Source organism: Sphingosinicella microcystinivorans, assembly GCF_027941835.1.
Taxonomy (GTDB): domain Bacteria; phylum Pseudomonadota; class Alphaproteobacteria; order Sphingomonadales; family Sphingomonadaceae; genus Sphingosinicella.
In genome coordinates this window covers 160,850-179,019 of sequence record NZ_CP116005.1, presented here as the reverse complement: position 1 = coordinate 179,019, position 18,170 = coordinate 160,850, and the positions used below count along the sequence as shown (strand labels likewise).

At 68.9% G+C, this 18,170-nt stretch carries 16 protein-coding genes and 1 other RNA gene; 10 read left to right on the top strand and 7 right to left on the bottom strand.

Features of this window, described 5'->3' with window-relative positions; all coding sequences use genetic code 11:
• Together PE061_RS00765 and PE061_RS00760 are read right to left on the bottom strand one after the other, a co-directional pair.
• On the bottom strand, positions 1-2,082 hold the full coding sequence (locus PE061_RS00765) for an alpha-ketoacid dehydrogenase subunit alpha/beta (RefSeq protein ID WP_271257338.1): 2,082 nt from the start codon (positions 2,080-2,082) through the stop codon (positions 1-3).
• Positions 2,083-2,095: 13 nt separating this feature from the next.
• Complete coding sequence (locus PE061_RS00760; protein WP_271257337.1) at positions 2,096-3,286, bottom strand: aromatic amino acid transaminase; 1,191 nt, start codon at positions 3,284-3,286, stop codon at positions 2,096-2,098.
• Positions 3,287-3,422: 136 nt separating this feature from the next.
• Between PE061_RS00760 and PE061_RS00755 the strand changes: the two genes are divergently transcribed.
• Positions 3,423-3,875 carry an Lrp/AsnC family transcriptional regulator gene (locus PE061_RS00755; protein WP_271257336.1) on the top strand — a complete coding sequence of 151 codons (453 nt, stop codon included), beginning with the start codon at positions 3,423-3,425 and terminating at the stop codon, positions 3,873-3,875.
• Here the strand turns inward: PE061_RS00755 and PE061_RS00750 are convergent.
• Both PE061_RS00750 and PE061_RS00745 read right to left on the bottom strand, forming a co-directional pair.
• Positions 3,872-4,960, bottom strand: coding sequence for a bile acid:sodium symporter family protein (locus PE061_RS00750; RefSeq protein WP_336297013.1), 1,089 nt, complete (start codon positions 4,958-4,960; stop codon positions 3,872-3,874). The two genes, PE061_RS00755 and PE061_RS00750, sit on opposite strands and share 4 nt — an antisense overlap.
• 56 nt (positions 4,961-5,016) lie before the next feature.
• Positions 5,017-5,130 (bottom strand): entericidin A/B family lipoprotein, encoded by a 114-nt coding sequence (locus tag PE061_RS00745; RefSeq protein ID WP_271257335.1) that lies wholly within the window; start codon positions 5,128-5,130, stop codon positions 5,017-5,019.
• Between the two features lie 167 nt (positions 5,131-5,297).
• On the opposite strand from PE061_RS00745, the gene PE061_RS00740 reads away from it, so the two are divergent.
• The 3 genes from PE061_RS00740 to PE061_RS00730 all read left to right on the top strand — a co-directional run bounded on the left by PE061_RS00740 (position 5,298) and on the right by PE061_RS00730 (position 9,260).
• Positions 5,298-5,690, top strand: a complete 393-nt coding sequence (locus PE061_RS00740) for a hypothetical protein (protein ID WP_271257334.1) — start codon at positions 5,298-5,300, stop codon at positions 5,688-5,690.
• A 148-nt stretch (positions 5,691-5,838) separates the two neighbouring features.
• Complete coding sequence (locus tag PE061_RS00735) at positions 5,839-7,881, top strand: TonB-dependent receptor (protein WP_271257333.1); 2,043 nt, start codon at positions 5,839-5,841, stop codon at positions 7,879-7,881.
• Between the two features lie 14 nt (positions 7,882-7,895).
• Positions 7,896-9,260 carry a PepSY-associated TM helix domain-containing protein gene (locus PE061_RS00730; RefSeq protein WP_271257332.1) on the top strand — a complete coding sequence of 455 codons (1,365 nt, stop codon included), beginning with the start codon at positions 7,896-7,898 and terminating at the stop codon, positions 9,258-9,260.
• On the opposite strand, the gene PE061_RS00725 is transcribed toward PE061_RS00730, so the two are convergent.
• Positions 9,220-10,362 (bottom strand): acyl-CoA dehydrogenase family protein, encoded by a 1,143-nt coding sequence (locus PE061_RS00725; RefSeq protein WP_271257331.1) that lies wholly within the window; start codon positions 10,360-10,362, stop codon positions 9,220-9,222. The two genes, PE061_RS00730 and PE061_RS00725, sit on opposite strands and share 41 nt — an antisense overlap.
• 149 nt (positions 10,363-10,511) lie before the next feature.
• Between PE061_RS00725 and PE061_RS00720 the strand changes: the two genes are divergently transcribed.
• Together PE061_RS00720 and rnpB are read left to right on the top strand one after the other, a co-directional pair.
• On the top strand, positions 10,512-11,207 hold the full coding sequence (locus PE061_RS00720) for a winged helix-turn-helix transcriptional regulator (protein WP_271257330.1): 696 nt from the start codon (positions 10,512-10,514) through the stop codon (positions 11,205-11,207).
• A gap of 54 nt (positions 11,208-11,261) precedes the next feature.
• Positions 11,262-11,654: RNase P RNA component class A (gene rnpB / locus PE061_RS00715), an RNA gene on the top strand.
• A 601-nt stretch (positions 11,655-12,255) separates the two neighbouring features.
• Here rnpB and PE061_RS00710 read toward each other — a convergent pair.
• Together PE061_RS00710 and PE061_RS00705 are read right to left on the bottom strand one after the other, a co-directional pair.
• Positions 12,256-12,708 carry an NfeD family protein gene (locus PE061_RS00710; RefSeq protein WP_271257329.1) on the bottom strand — a complete coding sequence of 151 codons (453 nt, stop codon included), beginning with the start codon at positions 12,706-12,708 and terminating at the stop codon, positions 12,256-12,258.
• Positions 12,709-12,718: 10 nt separating this feature from the next.
• A complete protein-coding gene (locus tag PE061_RS00705; RefSeq protein WP_271257328.1) occupies positions 12,719-13,690 on the bottom strand; it encodes an SPFH domain-containing protein in 972 nt (323 codons plus the stop codon).
• A 77-nt stretch (positions 13,691-13,767) separates the two neighbouring features.
• On the opposite strand from PE061_RS00705, the gene PE061_RS00700 reads away from it, so the two are divergent.
• From PE061_RS00700 to tesB, 4 genes are all read left to right on the top strand, one after another.
• The gene (locus PE061_RS00700) at positions 13,768-14,613 is read left to right on the top strand and encodes an HpcH/HpaI aldolase/citrate lyase family protein (RefSeq protein ID WP_271257327.1); all 846 of its coding nucleotides are present in this window, start codon (positions 13,768-13,770) and stop codon (positions 14,611-14,613) included.
• Between the two features lie 77 nt (positions 14,614-14,690).
• On the top strand, positions 14,691-16,799 hold the full coding sequence (locus PE061_RS00695) for a TonB-dependent receptor (RefSeq protein ID WP_271257326.1): 2,109 nt from the start codon (positions 14,691-14,693) through the stop codon (positions 16,797-16,799).
• Between the two features lie 72 nt (positions 16,800-16,871).
• Positions 16,872-17,294 (top strand): methylmalonyl-CoA epimerase, encoded by a 423-nt coding sequence (mce, locus tag PE061_RS00690; RefSeq protein WP_271257325.1) that lies wholly within the window; start codon positions 16,872-16,874, stop codon positions 17,292-17,294.
• Positions 17,294-18,169 carry an acyl-CoA thioesterase II gene (tesB, locus tag PE061_RS00685; RefSeq protein ID WP_271257324.1) on the top strand — a complete coding sequence of 292 codons (876 nt, stop codon included), beginning with the start codon at positions 17,294-17,296 and terminating at the stop codon, positions 18,167-18,169. Before mce ends, tesB begins: the two co-directional genes overlap by 1 nt.
• The last annotated feature ends 1 nt before the right edge of the window (position 18,170 follow it).

Here is an 18,170-nt window from a genome sequence, read left to right as displayed (position 1 = left end):
TCAGAAACCGATGAGGTCGTCGATCTTCGCGCGGATGCGCTCGACCGAGGGCACCGCCCAGTTCAGCAGCACCGGGTTATGCGGGCTGGGGATATCGGGCATCGTCAGCCGCGCCACCGGCGCGTCGAGGTCCATGAACGCCTTGTCCGCCACCACGGCGGCGATCTCCGCGCCGAAGCCCGCGGTCTGCAGGTCCTCGTGCACGATCAGGCAGCGCCGCGTGCGGCGCACGGATTCGAGCACCGCCGCCTTGTCCCACGGCATCAATGTGCGCAGGTCGATCACGTCGGCGGAGCGGCCCTCGGCGGCCTCCTCGCAGCGCTGCACCATCGCGCCCCACGTGATGATCGTGATGTCGTCGCCCTCGCGCGTGCGCTTCGCCTTGCCGAACGGCAGCACGAAGTCGTCGCCGGGGTAGGGGCGGCGCGCCCACGCGTGGTCCAGCATCGCGCGGTGCTCGAAGAAGATCACGGGATCGTTGCCGCGCAGCGCGCCGCGCAGCAGGCCCACGGCGTCCTCGGCGTTCGAAGGCACCGCGACCTTCCAGCCGGGGTTGTGGATGAACGCCACCTCGTTGGTCTGGCTGTGCCACGGGTCGCCGCACTTGAAGAAGCCGCCGGGGATGCGCAGCACCATCGGCGCGGCGAAGCGGTTGTTGGTGCGCCAGCGCATCGTGCCGCAGTCGTTGATCTGCTCGGTGGCGGGCTCGGCGTACTTGCGGAACTGGATTTCCGGCACCGGCATCAGTCCCGCGAGCGCCATGCCCACGGCGCGGCCGATGATGCCTTCTTCGGAAAGGCTGGTGTCGAACACGCGCCCCTCGCCGAAGCGCTCCTGAAGCCCGAGCGTCACGGCGTGGACGCCGCCCTTGGGGCCGATGTCCTCGCCGAACAGCACGACGCGGTCGTTGATCTCCAGCTCGTGCTCCAGCGTGCGGCGGATCGCCGTCACCATGTTGATGCGCTGGCCTTCGGGCTTCGGCCGGTCGGTCGAGGCGGGCGGTGTGTAGCCGTGCGTCCACTGGCCGCCGACGGTCTGGAGGTCGCCCTCGAAGAACACGTTCCGCATCACCGTTTCCGGCTCCGCGACCGGCCGCGCCTCGGCGCGCTCGCGCGCGGCTTCGGCGTCGGCCTGCGCCTCGTCCTCGATCGCCGCCCATTCGCTTTCGGAAAGCAGCGCGGGGACGAGATACGATTTCAGCTTGGGCAGCGGATCGCGCGCCCATTCGGAGGCGACGAAGTCCTCGTCCTTGTAGGTCTGCGTGTCCTGGAAGCTGTGGCCCTGCAGGCGCGGCACGGTGAGGCGCAGCAGGGCAGGGCCGCGTTCCTCGCGCACGTAGCTGACCGCCTCCTCGATCAGCCGCGCCGCCTCGGCAGGCTCGGTGCCGTCGCCGTTGATGATGCGAAGGTCCTGCCACGCAGCGAGGTTCGCGGCGATGTTGCCGCCCGGCGTCTGGAACGTGGAGGGCACCGAGATGCCGTAGCCGTTGTCCTCGATGTAGAACAGCATCGGCAGCTTCTGCGTGGTGGCGACGGTGAGCGCCGCCCAGAAGCCGTTCGAGGCCACCGACCCGTCGCCGCCCAGCACGACGGCGAGCGCATCGTCATAGGCCGGGTCCCTGATGACGGTGCGGTAGTAGTCGATCGCCTGCGCCCAGCCGGCCGTCGGCGTGTACTGCGCGCCGACGCCGCCGCACATGGGGAGCGCCGATGCGCCGTTCGGGTTCGGGAAGTTGAACACCACGCCGATGTCTCGCCCGTCCGAATAGCCGCCCGAGCGTCCCATCGACGAGCCGAGCGCATCCGCCACGTCGACGCCGAGCGCCAGCAGCAGCGGCCGCGAGCGGTAATAGCCGCAGGTCGCGTCGCGCGGGTTGTCGAGCCTGCTGCCGAGCAGGATCTGCGCCATGTCGTGGCCGCGCGCGGAGAACTGGTAGAGCACCTTCTTCTCAGGGACCAGCCGCTGCTCCTCCATCGCGTCGAGCGCGCGCGACAGGCTCAGCAGATAGGCGACGCGCCGCCAGTCGACGTTCTCGTCCGGCGCGTTGCGAAGGGGGACCTTGAGTGCGGCTCTCTGTGCCATGATCGTCTCCCTCTCAGCGCACGGCGGCGACGGCGGCGGCGAACGCCGGGATCGCGTCCGGCGTCAGGCCCGCCACGTTGATGCGCCCCGATCCGGCCATGTAAACGGCGTGAACTTCGCGCAGCGTGCGGATCTGCTCCGGGCTCAGCGGCAGCATCGAGAACATGCCGGTCTGCTGCGTCAGGCCGGCGAGCGCCGGGTCGCACGCGGCGACGCCTTCGCGCACGCTCCGGATGCGCAGCCGCATCGCCTCCAGCTCCGCGCGCCAGCTTGCCGTGAGGTCCGCGCTGTCGAGGATGGTGCGGACGACGGCGGCGCCGTGATCGGGCGGCATCGACCAGTTGGCGCGGGCGAGCGCGAGCAGGTTGGACTGGATCATCGGCGCCCTGTCCGACACCGCGAACAGCGCCCCGACGCGCTCCCGGTAGAGGCCGAAATTCTTGTCGCAGCTATAGGCGACGAGCACTTGCGCGCTCTGCGCCACCACCGCGCGCAGACCGGCCGCGTCGGCGTCGAGCCCGTTCCCGAGGCCCTGATAGGCGAGGTCGACGAAGGGAAGCAGCCCGCGCTCCGCGATCAGCGCCGCGAGCGTCTGCCACTGGTCCGGCGCGTAGTCCGCGCCGGTCGGGTTGTGGCAGCAGCCGTGCAGCAGGATCACGTCGCCCGGCGCCGCGCCCCTGATCGCCGCCAGCGTGTCCTCGAAGCACAGCGCCTGCGTCGCCACGTCGAAATGCCGGAACGGCACGATTTGCAGGCCCGCGGCTTCCATCAGCGGCACGTGGTTCGGCCATGTCGGCGTCCCGACGAGCACCCGCGCACCGGCGCGGCCGCGCGCCAGAAGCTCGGCGCCGAGCCGGAGCGCGCCGGTGCCGCCCGGCGTCTGCACGCCGCAGAGCCGCGCGCGGTCGATCTCGCCGAAGATGATGGGGGTTAGAAGCTCGGCAAAGCGCGCGTCGCCTTCGGGGCCGAGGTAGGATTTCGTCTGCTGGTCCTTGAGCAGGAACGCCTCGGCGGCTTTCACGGCGGCCATCACCGGCGTCCTGCCGCCCGCGTCGCGGTAGACGCCGACGCCCATGTCGATCTTGCCGGGCCGGGGGTCGTCGCGGAACAGGCCGATCAGCGCGAGCAGCGGGTCTGCGGGCTGCGCGGCGAGGCCATCCAGAACCGAGCCGGTCTCGATTTGTGCTGTCGCTGCCTGACTCACGAACGCTTCCCCATCTTACGCCTCGTGAACAGGATAATCGGAAAATGCCGAAAATTCCTTTCAATGTTCAGACATTCGGCCATATGAATGAACTATGCTCACGGTTTTCACGAAGAATATGAAATGAACGCATCACATGGATGAGATCGACCGCCAGATCGTCCGAATCATGCAGGAGGACGGCGGCATCAGCAGCGCCGCGCTCGGCGAGCGCGTGGGCGCGTCGGCGGCGTCATGCTGGCGCCGCATCCGCAACCTCGAAACCGAGGGCGTGCTCGGCCCGGTGGTGCGCCTCGTGAACCGCGACGCGGTCGGCAAGGGCCTCGATGTCGTCTGTCAGGTGCGCATCAAGTCGCACGAGCGCGGCGCCCGCGAGGAGTTCGAGGCGTGGGTGATGGCGCGCGAGGAGATCATGGAGTGCCTCTCCATGTCGGGCGAGTGGGACTACCAGCTCCGCGTCGTCGTGGCGGACGTGGGCGCCTACGAGGCCTTCCTGATGCGCAAGCTGCTGAACCACGCGTCGGTGGCGTCCACCGCCTCGCACTTCGCGTTGAAGCGGATCAAGTACACCACTGCCGTGCCCGTCTAGGATTCCTGCCGCGCGCCGCCGGGATGATCCGCGTAGAAGCGGGCGATGACGGCGCAGACGATGAGCTGAATCTGGTGATAGATCAGCAGGGGCAGCATCAGCATCCCGACGAGCGGCGCCGCGAACAGCGCCGCGGCGATGGGAACGCCGCTCGCGAGACTCTTGGTCGATCCGCAGAACATCAGCGCCACCTTGTCGGCGCGGGACATGCCGGTGAGGCGCGCCAGCCAGAGCGAGGCCAGCAGGATCGCGGCCAGCATCACGACGCTGAGCGCGGCGACGACCGCGAGGTCGAAGCCCGACACGCGCGACCACAGGCCGTCCACGACCGCCGCGCTGAACGCCGTGTAGACGACGAGTAGGATGGCTCCCCGGTCGACCTTGCCGAGGACGGCGGCATGGCGGGCGATGAACGCGGCGGTCAGCGGCCGCGACAGGTGTCCGGCGATGAACGGGATGAGCACGGTGACGACGACGGAGCGGATCGCCGCGACGGTATCGAGGTCCCCGGTCGTGCCCTGCGTGTGGATGAGGATGCCGGCGAGAAGCGGCGTCAGGAACACGCCGATGACGTTCGAAAGCGAGGCGCTGCACACCGCCGCCGCGACGTTGCCGCCGCCGATCGACGTGAAGGCGATCGCCGACTGCACCGTGGACGGCAGCACGGCAAGGAACATGATGCCCGCCTTGATGTTCGGGCTGACGACGGCATCGGGGGCGAGCGCGATCAGCAGTCCGATCGCCGGAAACGCGAGGTAGGTGAGGCCGAGCGCGGAGACGTGGAGCTTCACCGCGCCCGCGCCGCGGATGATCGCCTCGCGCGAGAGCTTCGCGCCGTGCAGGAAGAACAGCAGCATGATCGACGCCTTCGCGGCGCGGGCGAACGCCATCGCGGCCTCGCCCCGGCACGGCAGCACGGTCGCCGCGAGCACGGTCGCGACGAGCGCGATGGTGAACGCGTCGGGGCGCAGCTTGCCCATCATGCCGGTATCCTGATCCCTGTTTTCAGCGACGCTTGCAGCGCCGTTCGCAGCGATGCCCGCGGCGATGCCGCAGCGCCTAGCGGAGCGAGGCGTCCCCGCCAAGGGCCGGACCCTTGTGAATTTCGGGCGCTACGCGGCGCTTGCGCACCGCGCGGGGCCTATTTCGCGACGTCGGATACCGTTTCGCCGACCGATTGCAGGTCCTTGCCCACGCCGCCGATCGTGTTGCACGCCGCGAGCAGCAACACCGTGGCCACCATCATGTAACGCATCTTGCCTCCAAAACCCTGTCCGGCCGGGATCCCGTGATCCCGATTTCTGCCCGCCGTTTTCTAGGCAATTGTCGCCCCCCACGTGAACAGGGAATTTACGGGCGGCGGAGACCTGCGGCACGGCGCCCCACGTGACAAGCGGCCGCGATGGCCCTATCGGGGCGGGCATGACCGGGGGGCTGCGGAAAGGCTGGATACGGGAAGGCGCGGTCGCGGCCGCGCTGTTCCTCGTATTGTTCGCCCGCATCCTCGTGCCCTCCGGCTACATGCCGGTCGCGACCGCGGACGGCGTCGTCGTCACGCTTTGCACCGGAAACGGCCCGGTCGAGGTCCTCCTCGATCTGGAGGGCGGGCACGCCCCCACGAAGCACGACACCGGCATGGATGCGCCTTGCGCGTTCGCCGGCATGGGCGCGGGCGCGCTTGCCGCCGCGCCGGTGCTTGCGGTCCTCGTCGCGATCGACGCGGGCCGGACGTTCAGCCGCGCCGTTGCGGACCTCACGGTCCACCGCCTCGCGGCGCCGCCGCCGCCCGCGATCGGTCCGCCCGCGCGCGCCTGACGGCCCGCGGCGCATCGCCCGAACCTTGCCGCCGCTGATCGCGCGTGCGTTCCCGCGCGCCGGTCGGGGCCGTCCTCTCTGACCTTTCCAGACATTCCCGCCGGATGCCCGCGCCTCGCGCGCTGCCCGGCCGACAGGAGGACATATCGTGAAGGTTCTGTTTGCTGCCCTGCTCGCCGCCACCGCCGCCGCGCCCGCCCTTGCCGCGGATGCGAGCGATCCCGAGATCGTCGTCACCGGCAACAAGTTTTCCGGGGATTTCGGCGAAAAATCCGGCATTCCCATCGACCGTCTGCCGCAGAGCGTGCAGATCGTGACGGCGGACGAGATCGTCGAGAGCGGCGCCCGCTCGATCGGCGACCTGCTGCGCGGCGTGCCGGGCGCGAACGCGGGTTCGTCGCGCGTCAGCGCCTATCAGTCGTTCACGCTCAAGGTCCGCGGCTTCCTCGCCGACCAGATGCGCAACGGCATCCGTCAGCGCTACTACGAGGATGTTGACGCCTCCGCCCTTTCCAACATCGAGCGCGTCGAGGTGCTGAAGGGCCCTTCCGGCGTGCTCTACGGCCAGTCCGCCGTCGGCGGCATCATCAGCATCGTCACCAAGCGGCCGCAGGCCGAGCCTTTCACCACCTTCGCCGTCAATTTCGGCAACTTTGACCAGAAGGCGGTTTCGTTCGACATGACGGGCGGCCTCGCGCCCGGCCTGTCGATCCGCGCCACCGGCGAGGTCGAGCGCTCGAACACGTTCGTCGATTTCCAGGACATGGACCGCCTGAACGGCGGCCTCAGCCTGCATTACGCCGGCGAAGGCTTCAGCGCGAACCTCGTCGCCGAATACACCGAGCGCAAGACGAGCCGCTATCCCGGCCTTCCCGTCGTCGGCACGGTCGTTTCGAACGGCGGCGAGCGTCTGCGGCGCGGGCTCAACCTCGGCGAGCCTGCGGCCGACCGGCTGACCGCCGACGCGCCGCTGGTGCAGGCGTGGGTGGACGTGAAGCTGGCCGACGGATGGACGCTCACGCCGCGCATCCAGTACCAGGAATTCAATTCGGCCTTCCTGCAAATCCGGCTGCGCGCGCCGATGACATCCACGATCATCGACCGTAACGGCCGCATCGGGCGCGAGGACGACGCATACACGATCGCGCAGCTCGACCTCGCCGGGACGTTCAAAACCGGCCCGGTCACGCACGCGCTGCTCCTCGGCTACGAGTACGACCGCGAGCGGGGCCGGTTCACGCAGTATGCGCTCGACAACGTCACGCCGATCGACGTCACCGCACCGGTCTACAACTACGATACCACCGCGCCCGCCACGACCTTCGCGTTCGACAGCTTCTACGACATCGACGGGCATGCACTCTACCTTCAGGACCGGATCGCACTCACCGATCGCTGGGATGTCGTTGCCGCCATCCGGCACAGCTGGGTGAAGGCTTCGGGCGGCGACTGGGGCGGCCCCGCCGACGATCGCACGCCGATCGAATCGACGATCTGGCAGATCGGCTCCACCTGGCGCTTCAGCGACCGGCTTTCGGTCTATGCCGGCTACAACACCGGCTTCGACGTCGAAAGCAGTGCCGGTGCGCGCGCGGCCGATGGAAAGCCGCTGAAGCCGGAGGAATCGAACCAGCTGGAGGCGGGTCTTCGTTTCCGGCACGGCGACTTCCGGGCAAGCCTTGCCGCGTTCCGCATCAAGCGCGTGAATGCGCTGACTGTCGATCTCGCCAATCCCGACTACAGCATCAACGTCGGCGCGCAGCGCGTGCAGGGCGTCGAACTGGAAGGCGAGTGGCAGCCCGCGCCGTGGTGGACGCTTTCGGCGGGCTATGCGCTGCTTGATTCGAAGATCACGCGCAGCAACGACGGAGACGAGGGGATGCGGCTCGGCGACCTTCCGCGGCATACGATCACGGCGCGCACGGCCGTCGCCATCCCCGGAACGCCGCTCACGCTCCGGGCGGCGGTCAACCACGTGGGAAGCCGCCTTCTGGTGAACGGCAGCGGCGTCAGCCTTCCCGCCTACACCATCGCCGATGTCGGCGCCGGGCTGCGCGCGGGCCGCTTCACGATCGACGCGACGGTCAGCAACCTGTTCGACAGGCTGTACTACACCGCTTCGGGCAACGGCTTCGCGGTCAACCCCGGCGATCCCCGGACGTTCGGCATCCGCGTCGGCGTCGGCTTCTAGGGGAGGGGCGGACCATGACGAAGACAAGGAGCGCCGGCGCCTACCGATCCGTGTGGCGCTGGCATTTCTACGCCGGGCTGTTTTCGGCGCCGCTGCTCATCGTGCTGACGCTGACGGGTGCGATCTACCTGTTCGATCGGGAGATCGACGGCTGGTGGAACCGCGACATGCAGACTGTTGCTGCGGGCGGAGCGGCGCTGCCGCTCGCCGCGCAGGAAGCCACGGTGCTGCGGGCGTTTCCGGACGCGGCTATCGGCAGGGTCCGCCTCCCGCACAGCAAGGCCGAGGCCGCCGTCTGGAACGCCCGGCTTCCGGACGGCACGATGCGCGATGTGTATCTCGACCCTTATCGCGGTGAGATCACCGGCACCGCCGATCCGGCCCTTCAGCCGATGGCGATCATACGTGACCTTCACGGCAACCTGATGGGCGGGGACATCGGCAGCCATGTCGTCGAACTCGTCGCGTGCTGGACGCTGGTGATGCTGGCGACCGGCATCTGGCTCTGGTGGCCGCGGCGCTGGAAGCTGCGCGGCGTGCTGGTGCCGCGGCTGTCGGCGAAGGGGCGGCGGTTCTGGCGCGACCTCCACGCCATCCCGGCCACGGTCAACGCGCTGCTCGTCGCGCTGCTGGTGCTGACCGGGTTGCCGTGGTCCGCCTTCTGGGGGCAGCAGTTCGCGCGTATCGGCGAGAGCGTGCCCTTCATCGCGCCTTCGCCGAATTTCAGGGCGCCGCCGCCGATGAAGCCCGGCCTTACGGCGGACGAGCACGCCATGCACGATCCCGACGCCGCGAAGCTGCCGTGGACGATCCGCCAGATGCCCATGCCGCATGGCTCCAGCGGCCACGGCGTCGGCATCGCCGAGATCGAGACGCTGCTGCCGCGCCTCCGCCGCGAGCGTTTCGGCGGCGGCGTGCGTATCTTCTACCCTTCCGGCCCCGGCGGCGTCTTCACGATCAGCTACGTGCCGGACAAGGCGGAAGGCCAGCGCACGATCCATGTCGATCCCGGCACGGGCGCGATCCTCGGCGATATCGGGTGGGAGAACTACAGCCCTGTCGCGAAGGCGGTGGAGTGGGGCGTGTCGCTCCACGTCGGCCGCGAATACGGGCTTGCCAACCAGCTTGCGAACCTTGTCGTGTGCCTCACCCTCATCGGCGGCGTGATCGCGGGGATCGTCCTCTGGTGGCGCAGGCGTCCGGCCGGCGAACTGGCGGCGCCGGCCACCCATGCGGATGACTGGCTGCCGCCCGTCGTCGTGGGGATGATCGCGGCGCTGGCCGTGCTCTTCCCGCTCGTCGGCGCCTCGCTGCTGCCGGTGCTCGGCGGGCGGTGGCTCAGCCGTCGATATCGAGCCCGAGCGCCAGCCGCCCGCTGAGGTCACGCTGCGCCGGGCCTTGCAGCGGATGGAAGCGTGCGCCCTGTACGTCGCGGAAGGCGCGCTCGATCCCGGCGCTCCGGTAGAAGGCCGCGCCGCCCGCGACCTCCAGCGCAAGCTCGACGGTGCGGATTGCCGCCTGTCCGGCGACCGTTCGCCCGGTCATGATCGCATTCGTTGTCTCGGGACCGGGCATTGCGGTTTCCGCCGTGACGATCATCGCGGCCAGCGTTGTCTCGGCCGTCCAGAACGCGGTCTGCATCTCGCCCGTGAGGCCGATGAGACCGGCGTTCGCGGGTTTCGAACGGGCCATCGTCAGCGCCGCGTCGCGCGCGCCCTCGGCGACGCCTACGTAGGCGGAATAGATCAGCGGGAAGGCGATCATGCTGATGGCGTGGAACAGCGGATGCCACGTACCCTGCGGCCGCCTGCCAGAGATGGCGGCGTCCGGCACGAACACGCCTTTCAGCTCCACGTCGTGCGACCCGGTGCCGCGCATCCCCATCACGTACCACGTGTCGAGGATGCTGACGCCCTCCGCCTTGAACGGCACGGCGAAGTGCAGCACGGTCGGGCCGGCCTCGGGATCGTCGTAGACCGCGCTCGTCATCAGGAGGTCGCCCGCCGGGCAGCCGCTCGAGAAGATCTTGCGCGCGTCGATGCGGAAGCCCCCGTCCACCTTCGTGGCGGTGCCGGCGCTTTTCAGCCAGTCCGAACCGCCGCTCGACACGAGCACGAGGCTTTCCGCCGCGACGCGGCGCAGCAGGCCGTCGGTGGGCGCCTGCTGGTGCTTCCAGCGCCATGCCGCGGTCGCGACCAGATGCGCGTGCATCGAGAAGGTGAGCGCGGTCGATCCGCAGCGCGTGCCGATCTGGCGGATGACGCTGCAAAGCGTGCGGTAGTCGATGCCGCCGCCGCCGAGTTCGGCGGGGACGGGGGCAGCGAGAAACCCGGCGTCGCGTAACTTTGCGAAGTTATCGGCGACGAAGCTTTCTTCGGCGTCGTGGGCGGCGGCGGTGGCGGCGACGGCCTCGGCGATCTTTACGCCTGCCGCCGTCCAGTCGCGCGGGGTTTCCATTTTCAGAACCGGTGTTGCAGACATCGTCGTCATCTCCTCGTTGGGTGTTGACGCAACCGATCGCGTTTTCGGCGGGGCGCGGCCAGTTCAGCATCTGAATCGCCCCGGTACAGAATCTGAACTCGTCACCCGCGGTCCCTTCGCGGTAAAATCCCCCGCAAAGGAACCCGATCATGGCACAGACCACCTACGGCCAGTTCTGCCCGGTCGCGATGGCGGCGGAGATCCTCTGCACGCGCTGGACCGTCGTCCTGCTGCGCGAGCTCATCGCCGGCTCCACCCGCTTCAACGACCTGCGCCGCGGCCTGCCCCGCATGTCGCCCGCGCTCCTCTCGCAGCGGCTGAAGGAGCTGGAGGCGGCGGGCATCATACACCGCCTGCCGTCGGCGCGTGAGTCCGGCATCTTCGACTACCGGCTGACGGAGGCGGGGCGGGAGCTGGAACCGCTCGTCGAGGCGTTCGGCATGTGGGGGCAGCGCTGGGTGGACAGCGCGCTTTCGCTCCAGCGGCTCGACGCGCAGCTGCTGATGTGGGACATGCGGCGCAACCTCGATCCGCGCCCGCTGCCGGAGCGGCGCACCGTCATCCAGTTCCGCTACCCCGAGCTTCCCGCGGACCGGCGCGCATGGTGGCTGATGATCGAACCCGGCTTCGATGTCGACCTCTGCTCGGTCGATCCCGGATTCGATGTCGATCTCTACGTTTCGAGCGACCTGCGCACGATGACGGCGATCTGGATGGGCCACGACACGGTCGCCGCCGCCGTGGATGACGAGCGGCTGCACCTGACCGGCGACCGCCGCCTCGCCGCGAACATGCACGCGTGGCTGGGCCGCAGCCCGTTCGCGAAGGTACGGCGGGCGGCGTGACGTGTGCCGTCTTTCCTTGTCAACGCGCGGAAGGCGCCTTATTTCCGCAGACGGTCAGAGGGTCGGACGGCCGCCGCGCCTCATGTTCGAAAGAACGGCGGGGAGGAAAGTCCGGGCTCCACGGATAGACGGTGCCGGGTAACGCCCGGCGGGGGCGACCCCAGGGACAGTGCCACAGAGAGCAGACCGCCGGGCGGCTTCGGCCAGAAGGCAAGGGTGAAAGGGTGCGGCAAGAGCGCACCGCGCGACCGGCAACGGAAGCGGCACGGCAAACCCCACCGGGAGCAAGACCGAATAGGGGCGGCGGGTGTTTACGCACCGGGGCTTATCCGGCCCGGCCGCCCGGGTAGGTTGCTGGAGGCGGCGCGCGAGCGCCGTCCTAGAGGAATGGTCGTCGCTGCCCTTCGCGGGGCAGTACAGAACCCGGCTTACAGACCCTCTGACCATTCGGGCTGCTTGCGGCCCTGCAATCGGTGTTGTGCGTCTCTCGACTTCGCTCCGGGGTGAATGTCGACCGGTCCCGGAGTTGCCCTGTTTCAGGTTGAATCGCCGAAGCCCCTCCTCTTCAGGGGAGGGGTTTGGGGAGGGGCGGTGCCGCATCCTCGATGCCGGGCTTGTGGATGCGCCCCACCCCCGGCCCCTCCCCTGAAGGGGAGGGGAGGCAAAGGTCGGAGCCTAAGCAGCGAGGACAAAGTCCGCGCTCACCGGAATGGCGGATTTAGGGTGGTTAGTGGACGCTTCCGCTGCTTCGATTGGAAATACCCTCTTAGCGCTGAAATTGCTCTCCGAAGGGTCCGCATAAGGAGTATCGGCCATGCCAATCCGCTCACTCCCCATACAGCGAGAAGCGGGTAAACTATCGCAGGTGACTCTATATCAGGACCAAAATAGAGCGTCGCCAAACAGCAAGCTACGAATGTTGCTACCGAGATTATAAGCCAGATGAAGGTAGCTTTGACCGTCATGCTTATCGCGTTTCTTCTATGAGCCGATGCCAGCCAACGTCTGCAACGGAGTTGATTCTCGACCGTCCGAATTTGTCCACCGCCTAGCCCTGAGCCGGTTCGACCTTGAGCGTCGCGCCTTCGACGCCGGTGATGCGGACCATACTGCCTTCGGCGGCGTCCGGTCCCGTCGCGAGCCACGGCGAATCGCCGACCTGCACGCGGCCGCGTCCGTCGGCGATGGGTTCCACCACCTTCACGAGCTGGCCGACCAGGCGCTCGCCGCGGCGGTTGAGGCCGCTGTCGGTCGTTTCCACCGGGTTGCGCCTCAGGAAGTTGCGGCCCGCGAACACGGCGACGACCGACAGGACCGCGAACACCGCGAGCTGGAGCTCCCAGCCGAAGCCGAGCGCGAGCGTCACGACGCCGGTCGCGGCGGCGGCGAGCGCCAGCCAGATCATGAAGATGCCGGGCGCGAAGATCTCCATGATCGCGAGCACGGCGGCGGCGGCGAACCAGACCCAGTAGGTCATCTCGAAGTTCTGGAAATCCGGCATGGCCGCCTCCTCACGCCTGCTCGAACGGACCCGGGCGGCGCGGGCGCGGCTGGGGGGCGGGCGGCGTGCCGCCGTCGTCCCGCACGGCCTTCACCAGCTCGCCGATGCCGCCGATCGTGCCGACGAGGCTGGTCGCTTCCAAGGGCATGAAGATGGTCTTGGCGTTGGGCGCGTTCGCGAAGGCGTGCATCGCGTCCACGTATTTCTGCGCGACGAAATAGTTGATCGCCTGCGCGTTGCCGCTGGCGATGGCGTTCGAGACCATCTCGGTCGCCTTCGCCTCGGCCTCCGCCTCGCGCTCGCGCGCCTCGGCGTCGCGGAAGGCGGCCTCGCGGCGGCCTTCGGCCTCGAGAATCTGCGACTGCTTCTGGCCTTCTGCCTTCAGGATTTCCGAGGCACGCAGGCCCTCGGCCTCGAGGATCGCGGCGCGCTTCTCGCGCTCCGCCTTCATCTGGCGCGCCATCGAGTTCACGATGTCCTGCGGCGGCTTGATGTCCTTCACCTCGACGCGCGTGATCTTCACGCCCCACGCGGTCGTCGCGTCGTCGACGACGTTCAGCAGGCGGGCGTTGATCTGGTCACGGTGCGACAGCGTCTCGTCGAGGTCCATCGAGCCCATGACGGTGCGCAGGTTCGTGGTGGTGAGGTTCAGGATCGCCACGTAGAGGTCCGAGACCTCGTAGGCGGCCTTGGCGGCGTCGAGCACCTGGAAGAACACGATGCCGTCCACGGAGACCATCGCGTTGTCCTTGGTGATGATCTCCTGCCCCGGAATCTCCAGCACCTGCTCCATCATGTTGATGCGGCGGCCGACCCGCTCGATGAACGGCAGGATCAGCGTGAAGCCGGGCTTGGCGACCTGCGTGAAGCGGCCGAAGCGCTCGATCGTGTATTCGTAGCCCTGCCGCACGATGACGACGGCCGTCCACACGAAGATGACGGCGAGCGCCGCCAGAACGATCACGAAAATTCCGCCGCCCATGCTTTCCCCCCAAAAATCGGTTGCCCACGGTGATATTGGAACGCCATAGCACGAAATCCACAGGGAATCTTAACGCCATGACCGATTTTCGTCCCCACCGCAGCGCGCTCTACCTTCCGGCCGCCAACGCCCGCGCCATCGAGAAGGCGCGGACGCTGGATGCGGACGTGGTGATCCTCGACCTCGAAGACGCCGTCGCGCCGGATGCGAAGCCGGCCGCGCGCGCCGCCGCCGTGGACGCGGTGCAGGCGGGCGGATGGGGGCGGCGCGCGGTCGCGATCCGGGTGAACGGCATCGGCACGCAGTGGTGCGAGGCGGATTTCCTCGCCGTGCAGTCGGCACGGCCCGCGGCGGCCGTCGTGCCCAAGGTGAACGGCGCGGCGGAGGCGGCGGAGGCGGTCCGCCTCGCGGGCGGCGTGCCGGTGTGGGCGATGATCGAGACGCCGCGCGGTGTGCAGGCCGTGGACGCGATCGCCGACACGCCGGGCGTCGCCGCGCTCGTGGTCGGCGCGGCCGATCTCGAAAAGGACCTCGGCTGCCGCGTCGGCGCGGCGCGCGGCGAGATTCAATACGCGCTGCAAAGGGTCGTCATCGCCGCCCGCGCCGCCGGGATCGTGGCGTTCGACGCCATGTATCCCGACATCAGGGACATGGAGGGGCTGGAGGCGGTGACGGTGCAGGGCCGGGCGCTCGGCTTCGACGGCAAGACGCTGATCCACCCGGCGCAGATCGAGACGGCGAACCGGGTGTTCTCGCCGTCGGCGGCGGAAGTGGAGCAGGCGCGCCGCATCGTCGCGGCGTTCGAGGCGGCGAAGGCGGAAGGGCGGGGCGTCGCGACGCTCGACGGCAAGCTCGTCGAGGTGCTCCACGCCGCGCAGGCGCGCGACCTGATCGCCTTTGCCGAAAGCATCGCGCCCAGCTGATGCCGTCACTTGATTGACAAGATATAACATCACATTCTAAACGGGCTCCCGTCAGAGAAAAAAGGGAGTTCGTGGTCATGCGTTCGATGCTTCTCGCCGCGTGTGCGGTTCAGGTCCTTGCGCTTCCGGCGCTCGCGCAAGCCGCCGGCGAGCAGAAGGTCGACGATCTGCACGCGATCGGCGACGACATCGTGGTGACGGCGCCCTATGCGCGCTCCCGCGCCGACCTGCTGTCGGGCACCTCGGTGATGACCGAGGGCGAGCTTCGCGGGGCGCTGCAACCGCAGATCGGCGAGGTGATCGCGCGCCAGCCCGGCGTCTCGGCGACGAGCTTCTCGCCCGGCGCCTCGCGGCCGGTGCTGCGCGGGATGCAGGGCGAGCGCATCCGCGTGCTGACGGACGGCATCGGCTCCATCGACGTGTCGAACACGTCGGCCGACCATGCCGTCACCATCGACCCGATCACCGCGCAGCGCGTCGAGATCATCCGCGGCCCGGCCTCGCTGCTCTACGGCTCGTCGGCGATCGGCGGCGTCGTCAACGTGCTCGACAAGCGCATCCCGCGCGCGGTGCCGGAGCACGGCGTGCACGTCGACGCCATCGGCAGCGTCGCGAGCGCGGCGGATGAGGTGAGCGTCGCGGGCGGCATCGACGCCGCGCTCACCGACACGATCGTCGTGCACGTGGACGGGAGCTGGCGCGACACGAACAACCTCAGGATCGGCGGCTGGCAGCTCGCGCCGGTGCTGCGCGAACATGCGCTGGAACACGCCGAGGAGGGCAACGAGGAAGCGGCGGAGGAAGCCGCCTCGCGCGGGCGCCTGCCGGACAGCTACACGCGCACCAAGACGGCGGGCGGCGGCATCTCGCTCATCACCGATCGCGGGATGCTCGGCTTCTCGGTGGGTTACTTCGAATCTCGCTACGGCGTGCCGACGCGCCCGACGCTCGGGCACGGGCACGATGAGCATGACGACGAGGACGAGGACCATGAAGACGAGCACGGCCACGAGCACGGCGACGTCAGCATCGGCCTCAAGCAGTGGCGCGCCGACGTTCGCGGCGAGGTCGAGCTCGGCGAAGGCTTCCTCGAGAAGCTGCGCGTGCGCGTCGGCTATGCCGACTACACGCACACCGAGTTCGAAGGCGGCGAGGTCGGCACGGTGTTCGACAACCAGGGCGTCGAGGGGCGCGTCGAGCTCGTGCAGGCGAAGCGCGGCGCGTGGAACGGCGCGTTCGGCGGCCAGTTCTACATCCGCGACTTCTCGGCGGTGGGCGACGAGGCGTTCCTGCCGCCGAACGAGACCGAGCAGTTCGGCCTGTTCACGGTGCAGGAGCTGAACCTCGGCGCGCTCGGCATCGAGGCGTCGGGCCGCTACGAGCGCACCAACGTCAGCTCGAGCGCCATCGGCGTCAGCCGCAGCTTCAGCGCCGTCTCGGCGGCGCTCGGCGCGCGCTACAGCCTGACGGACGGGATCAGCATCGGCGTCAACGCCTCGCGCGCCGTGCGCGCGCCGAGCGCCGAGGAGCTGTTCTCGAACGGCCCACACATCGCGACGCAGGCGTTCGAGGTCGGCGATCCGACGCTCGCCAAGGAAAAGAGCTGGGGCCTCGAGGCGTTCCTGCGCGGCGAGACCGGAGGGTTCGCCTTCTCGCTCGGCGCCTTCGCGAGCTGGTTCGACAATTACATCTACGAGGCGGACACCGGCCTCGAGGAGGACGAGCTTCCGGTCTTCCAGTACGCGCAGGGCGACGCGACCTACTACGGTTTCGAGGCGGAAGTCTCGGCGCCGCTGTTCGACGCGGGGGGGGTCCGCATCGTGGCGGACGGCGTGGCGGATTACGTGCGCGCGAAGATCGACGCGGTCGGCCCGGCGCCGCGCATCCCGCCGCTCCGGCTGCTCGGCGGCATCGAGGCGCAGTCGGACCTCCTCACCGGCCGCGTCGAGGTCGAATGGAGCGACAAGCAGACGCGCGTCGCGGCGTTCGAGACGGCGACCGGCTCGCACACGCTGGTGAACGCGTCGGTTTCGTGGCGCGTGCTCGGCGCGGACGGCCCGGCGACGCTCCGGCTTTCGGCGAACAACATCTTCGATGTCGATGCGCGCCGCCACGCGAGCTTCACCAAGGACTACGTGCCGCTCGCGGGCCGCGACGTGCGGGCGACGCTCAGCCTCAGCTTCTAGGCGGGTTGCGTCCGGCGGCGCACCGGCGCTAAGGCCTCTTTCGCAGATGCAACATGCCGCGAAGGAGGCCTTATGATCGGACGCCTGAACCATGTCGGGATCGCGACGCCCTCGATCGACAAGGCCGTCGCGGTCTACCGCGATTTCCTGGGCGCGACGAAGATCCACGAGAAGTTCGCGCTGCCCGCGCAGGGCGTGTGGGTCTGCTTCGTGGACACGCCGAACAGCCAGATCGAACTGATCGAGCCCTACGGCGACGACTCGCCGATCCACGGCTTCCTGAAGAAGAACCCGGCGGGCGGGCAGCACCACGTCTGCTTCGAGGTGCCGGACATCATCGCCGCGCGCGACGACATGCGGGCGAAGGGCGCGACCGTGCTCGGCACTGGCGAGCCGCGCATCGGCGCGCACGGCACGCCGGTGATCTTCGTTCACCCGAAGGACATGGGCGGCGTTCTCGTCGAGCTGATGGAAACGCCCAAGGACGCCCACTGATGTCTCCGGCGGCCGAGCGGGTGCGCGACCTCATCGCCGCGCTCGACCTCGAACGCATCGAGGAGAACCTGTTCCGCGGGCGCAACACCGAGGAGGGCTTCCAGCGCCTGTTCGGCGGTCAGGTGATCGGGCAGGCGCTCGTCGCCGCCAGCCGCACCGTGGCGGAGGACCGCGCGCCGCACAGCCTGCACGCCTATTTCATGCGCGAAGGCGACATCGACGTGCCGGTCGTCTATCAGGTGGAGCGCGACCGCGACGGCAAGAGCTTCTCGACGCGGCGGGTGATCGCCATCCAGCACGGCCGCCCGATCTTTAACCTCGCGGCGTCGTTCCAGGTGCCCGAGGAGGGACTGGAGCACCAGTTCGAGATGCCCGCGGTGCCCGATCCCGAGACGCTGATGTCGGACGACGAATGGCGGCGGCAGTTCCTCGACGAGGTGCCGGAGCAGCATGTCGAGCGCTTCCTGCTGGAACGGCCCATCGACTTCCGCCGCGTCGATCCGTCGATCCCGGGCCGCAGCGGGCCGAGGCCGCCCCATCAGAACATCTGGTTCCGGGCGGTCGTGCCGGTGCCGGACGATCCGGCGCTGCACCGCTGTATGCTCGCCTACGCATCGGACATGACGCTGCTGTCGACCTGCCAGCTTCCGCACAACATCGCGTGGTGGGACCGGTCCATGCAGGTCGCCAGCCTCGACCATGCGCTCTGGTTCCATGCGCCGTTCCGCGTCGACGACTGGCTGCTCTACGTGGAGGACAGCCCGCGCGCCTCGTCCGCGCGCGGGCTCAACCGGGGGCTGATCTACCGCCGCGACGGCGTGCTCGTGGCGTCCGTCGCGCAGGAAGGGCTGATGCGGAAGCACGCCAAGGGCTGAG

What these genes read in the sequence shown, in the direction of transcription:
- PE061_RS00765 (WP_271257338.1), bottom strand. Translation starts at nt 2,082, where the DNA reads ATGGCACAGAGAGCCGCACTCAAGGTCCCCCTTCGCAACGCGCCGGAC.
- PE061_RS00755 (WP_271257336.1), top strand. Translation starts at nt 3,423, where the DNA reads ATGGATGAGATCGACCGCCAGATCGTCCGAATCATGCAGGAGGACGGC.
- PE061_RS00745 (WP_271257335.1), bottom strand. Translation starts at nt 5,130, where the DNA reads ATGCGTTACATGATGGTGGCCACGGTGTTGCTGCTCGCGGCGTGCAAC.
- PE061_RS00740 (WP_271257334.1), top strand. Translation starts at nt 5,298, where the DNA reads ATGACCGGGGGGCTGCGGAAAGGCTGGATACGGGAAGGCGCGGTCGCG.
- PE061_RS00730 (WP_271257332.1), top strand. Translation starts at nt 7,896, where the DNA reads ATGACGAAGACAAGGAGCGCCGGCGCCTACCGATCCGTGTGGCGCTGG.
- PE061_RS00725 (WP_271257331.1), bottom strand. Translation starts at nt 10,362, where the DNA reads ATGTCTGCAACACCGGTTCTGAAAATGGAAACCCCGCGCGACTGGACG.
- PE061_RS00720 (WP_271257330.1), top strand. Translation starts at nt 10,512, where the DNA reads ATGGCACAGACCACCTACGGCCAGTTCTGCCCGGTCGCGATGGCGGCG.
- PE061_RS00710 (WP_271257329.1), bottom strand. Translation starts at nt 12,708, where the DNA reads ATGCCGGATTTCCAGAACTTCGAGATGACCTACTGGGTCTGGTTCGCC.
- PE061_RS00705 (WP_271257328.1), bottom strand. Translation starts at nt 13,690, where the DNA reads ATGGGCGGCGGAATTTTCGTGATCGTTCTGGCGGCGCTCGCCGTCATC.
- PE061_RS00700 (WP_271257327.1), top strand. Translation starts at nt 13,768, where the DNA reads ATGACCGATTTTCGTCCCCACCGCAGCGCGCTCTACCTTCCGGCCGCC.
- PE061_RS00695 (WP_271257326.1), top strand. Translation starts at nt 14,691, where the DNA reads ATGCGTTCGATGCTTCTCGCCGCGTGTGCGGTTCAGGTCCTTGCGCTT.
- mce (WP_271257325.1), top strand. Translation starts at nt 16,872, where the DNA reads ATGATCGGACGCCTGAACCATGTCGGGATCGCGACGCCCTCGATCGAC.
- tesB (WP_271257324.1), top strand. Translation starts at nt 17,294, where the DNA reads ATGTCTCCGGCGGCCGAGCGGGTGCGCGACCTCATCGCCGCGCTCGAC.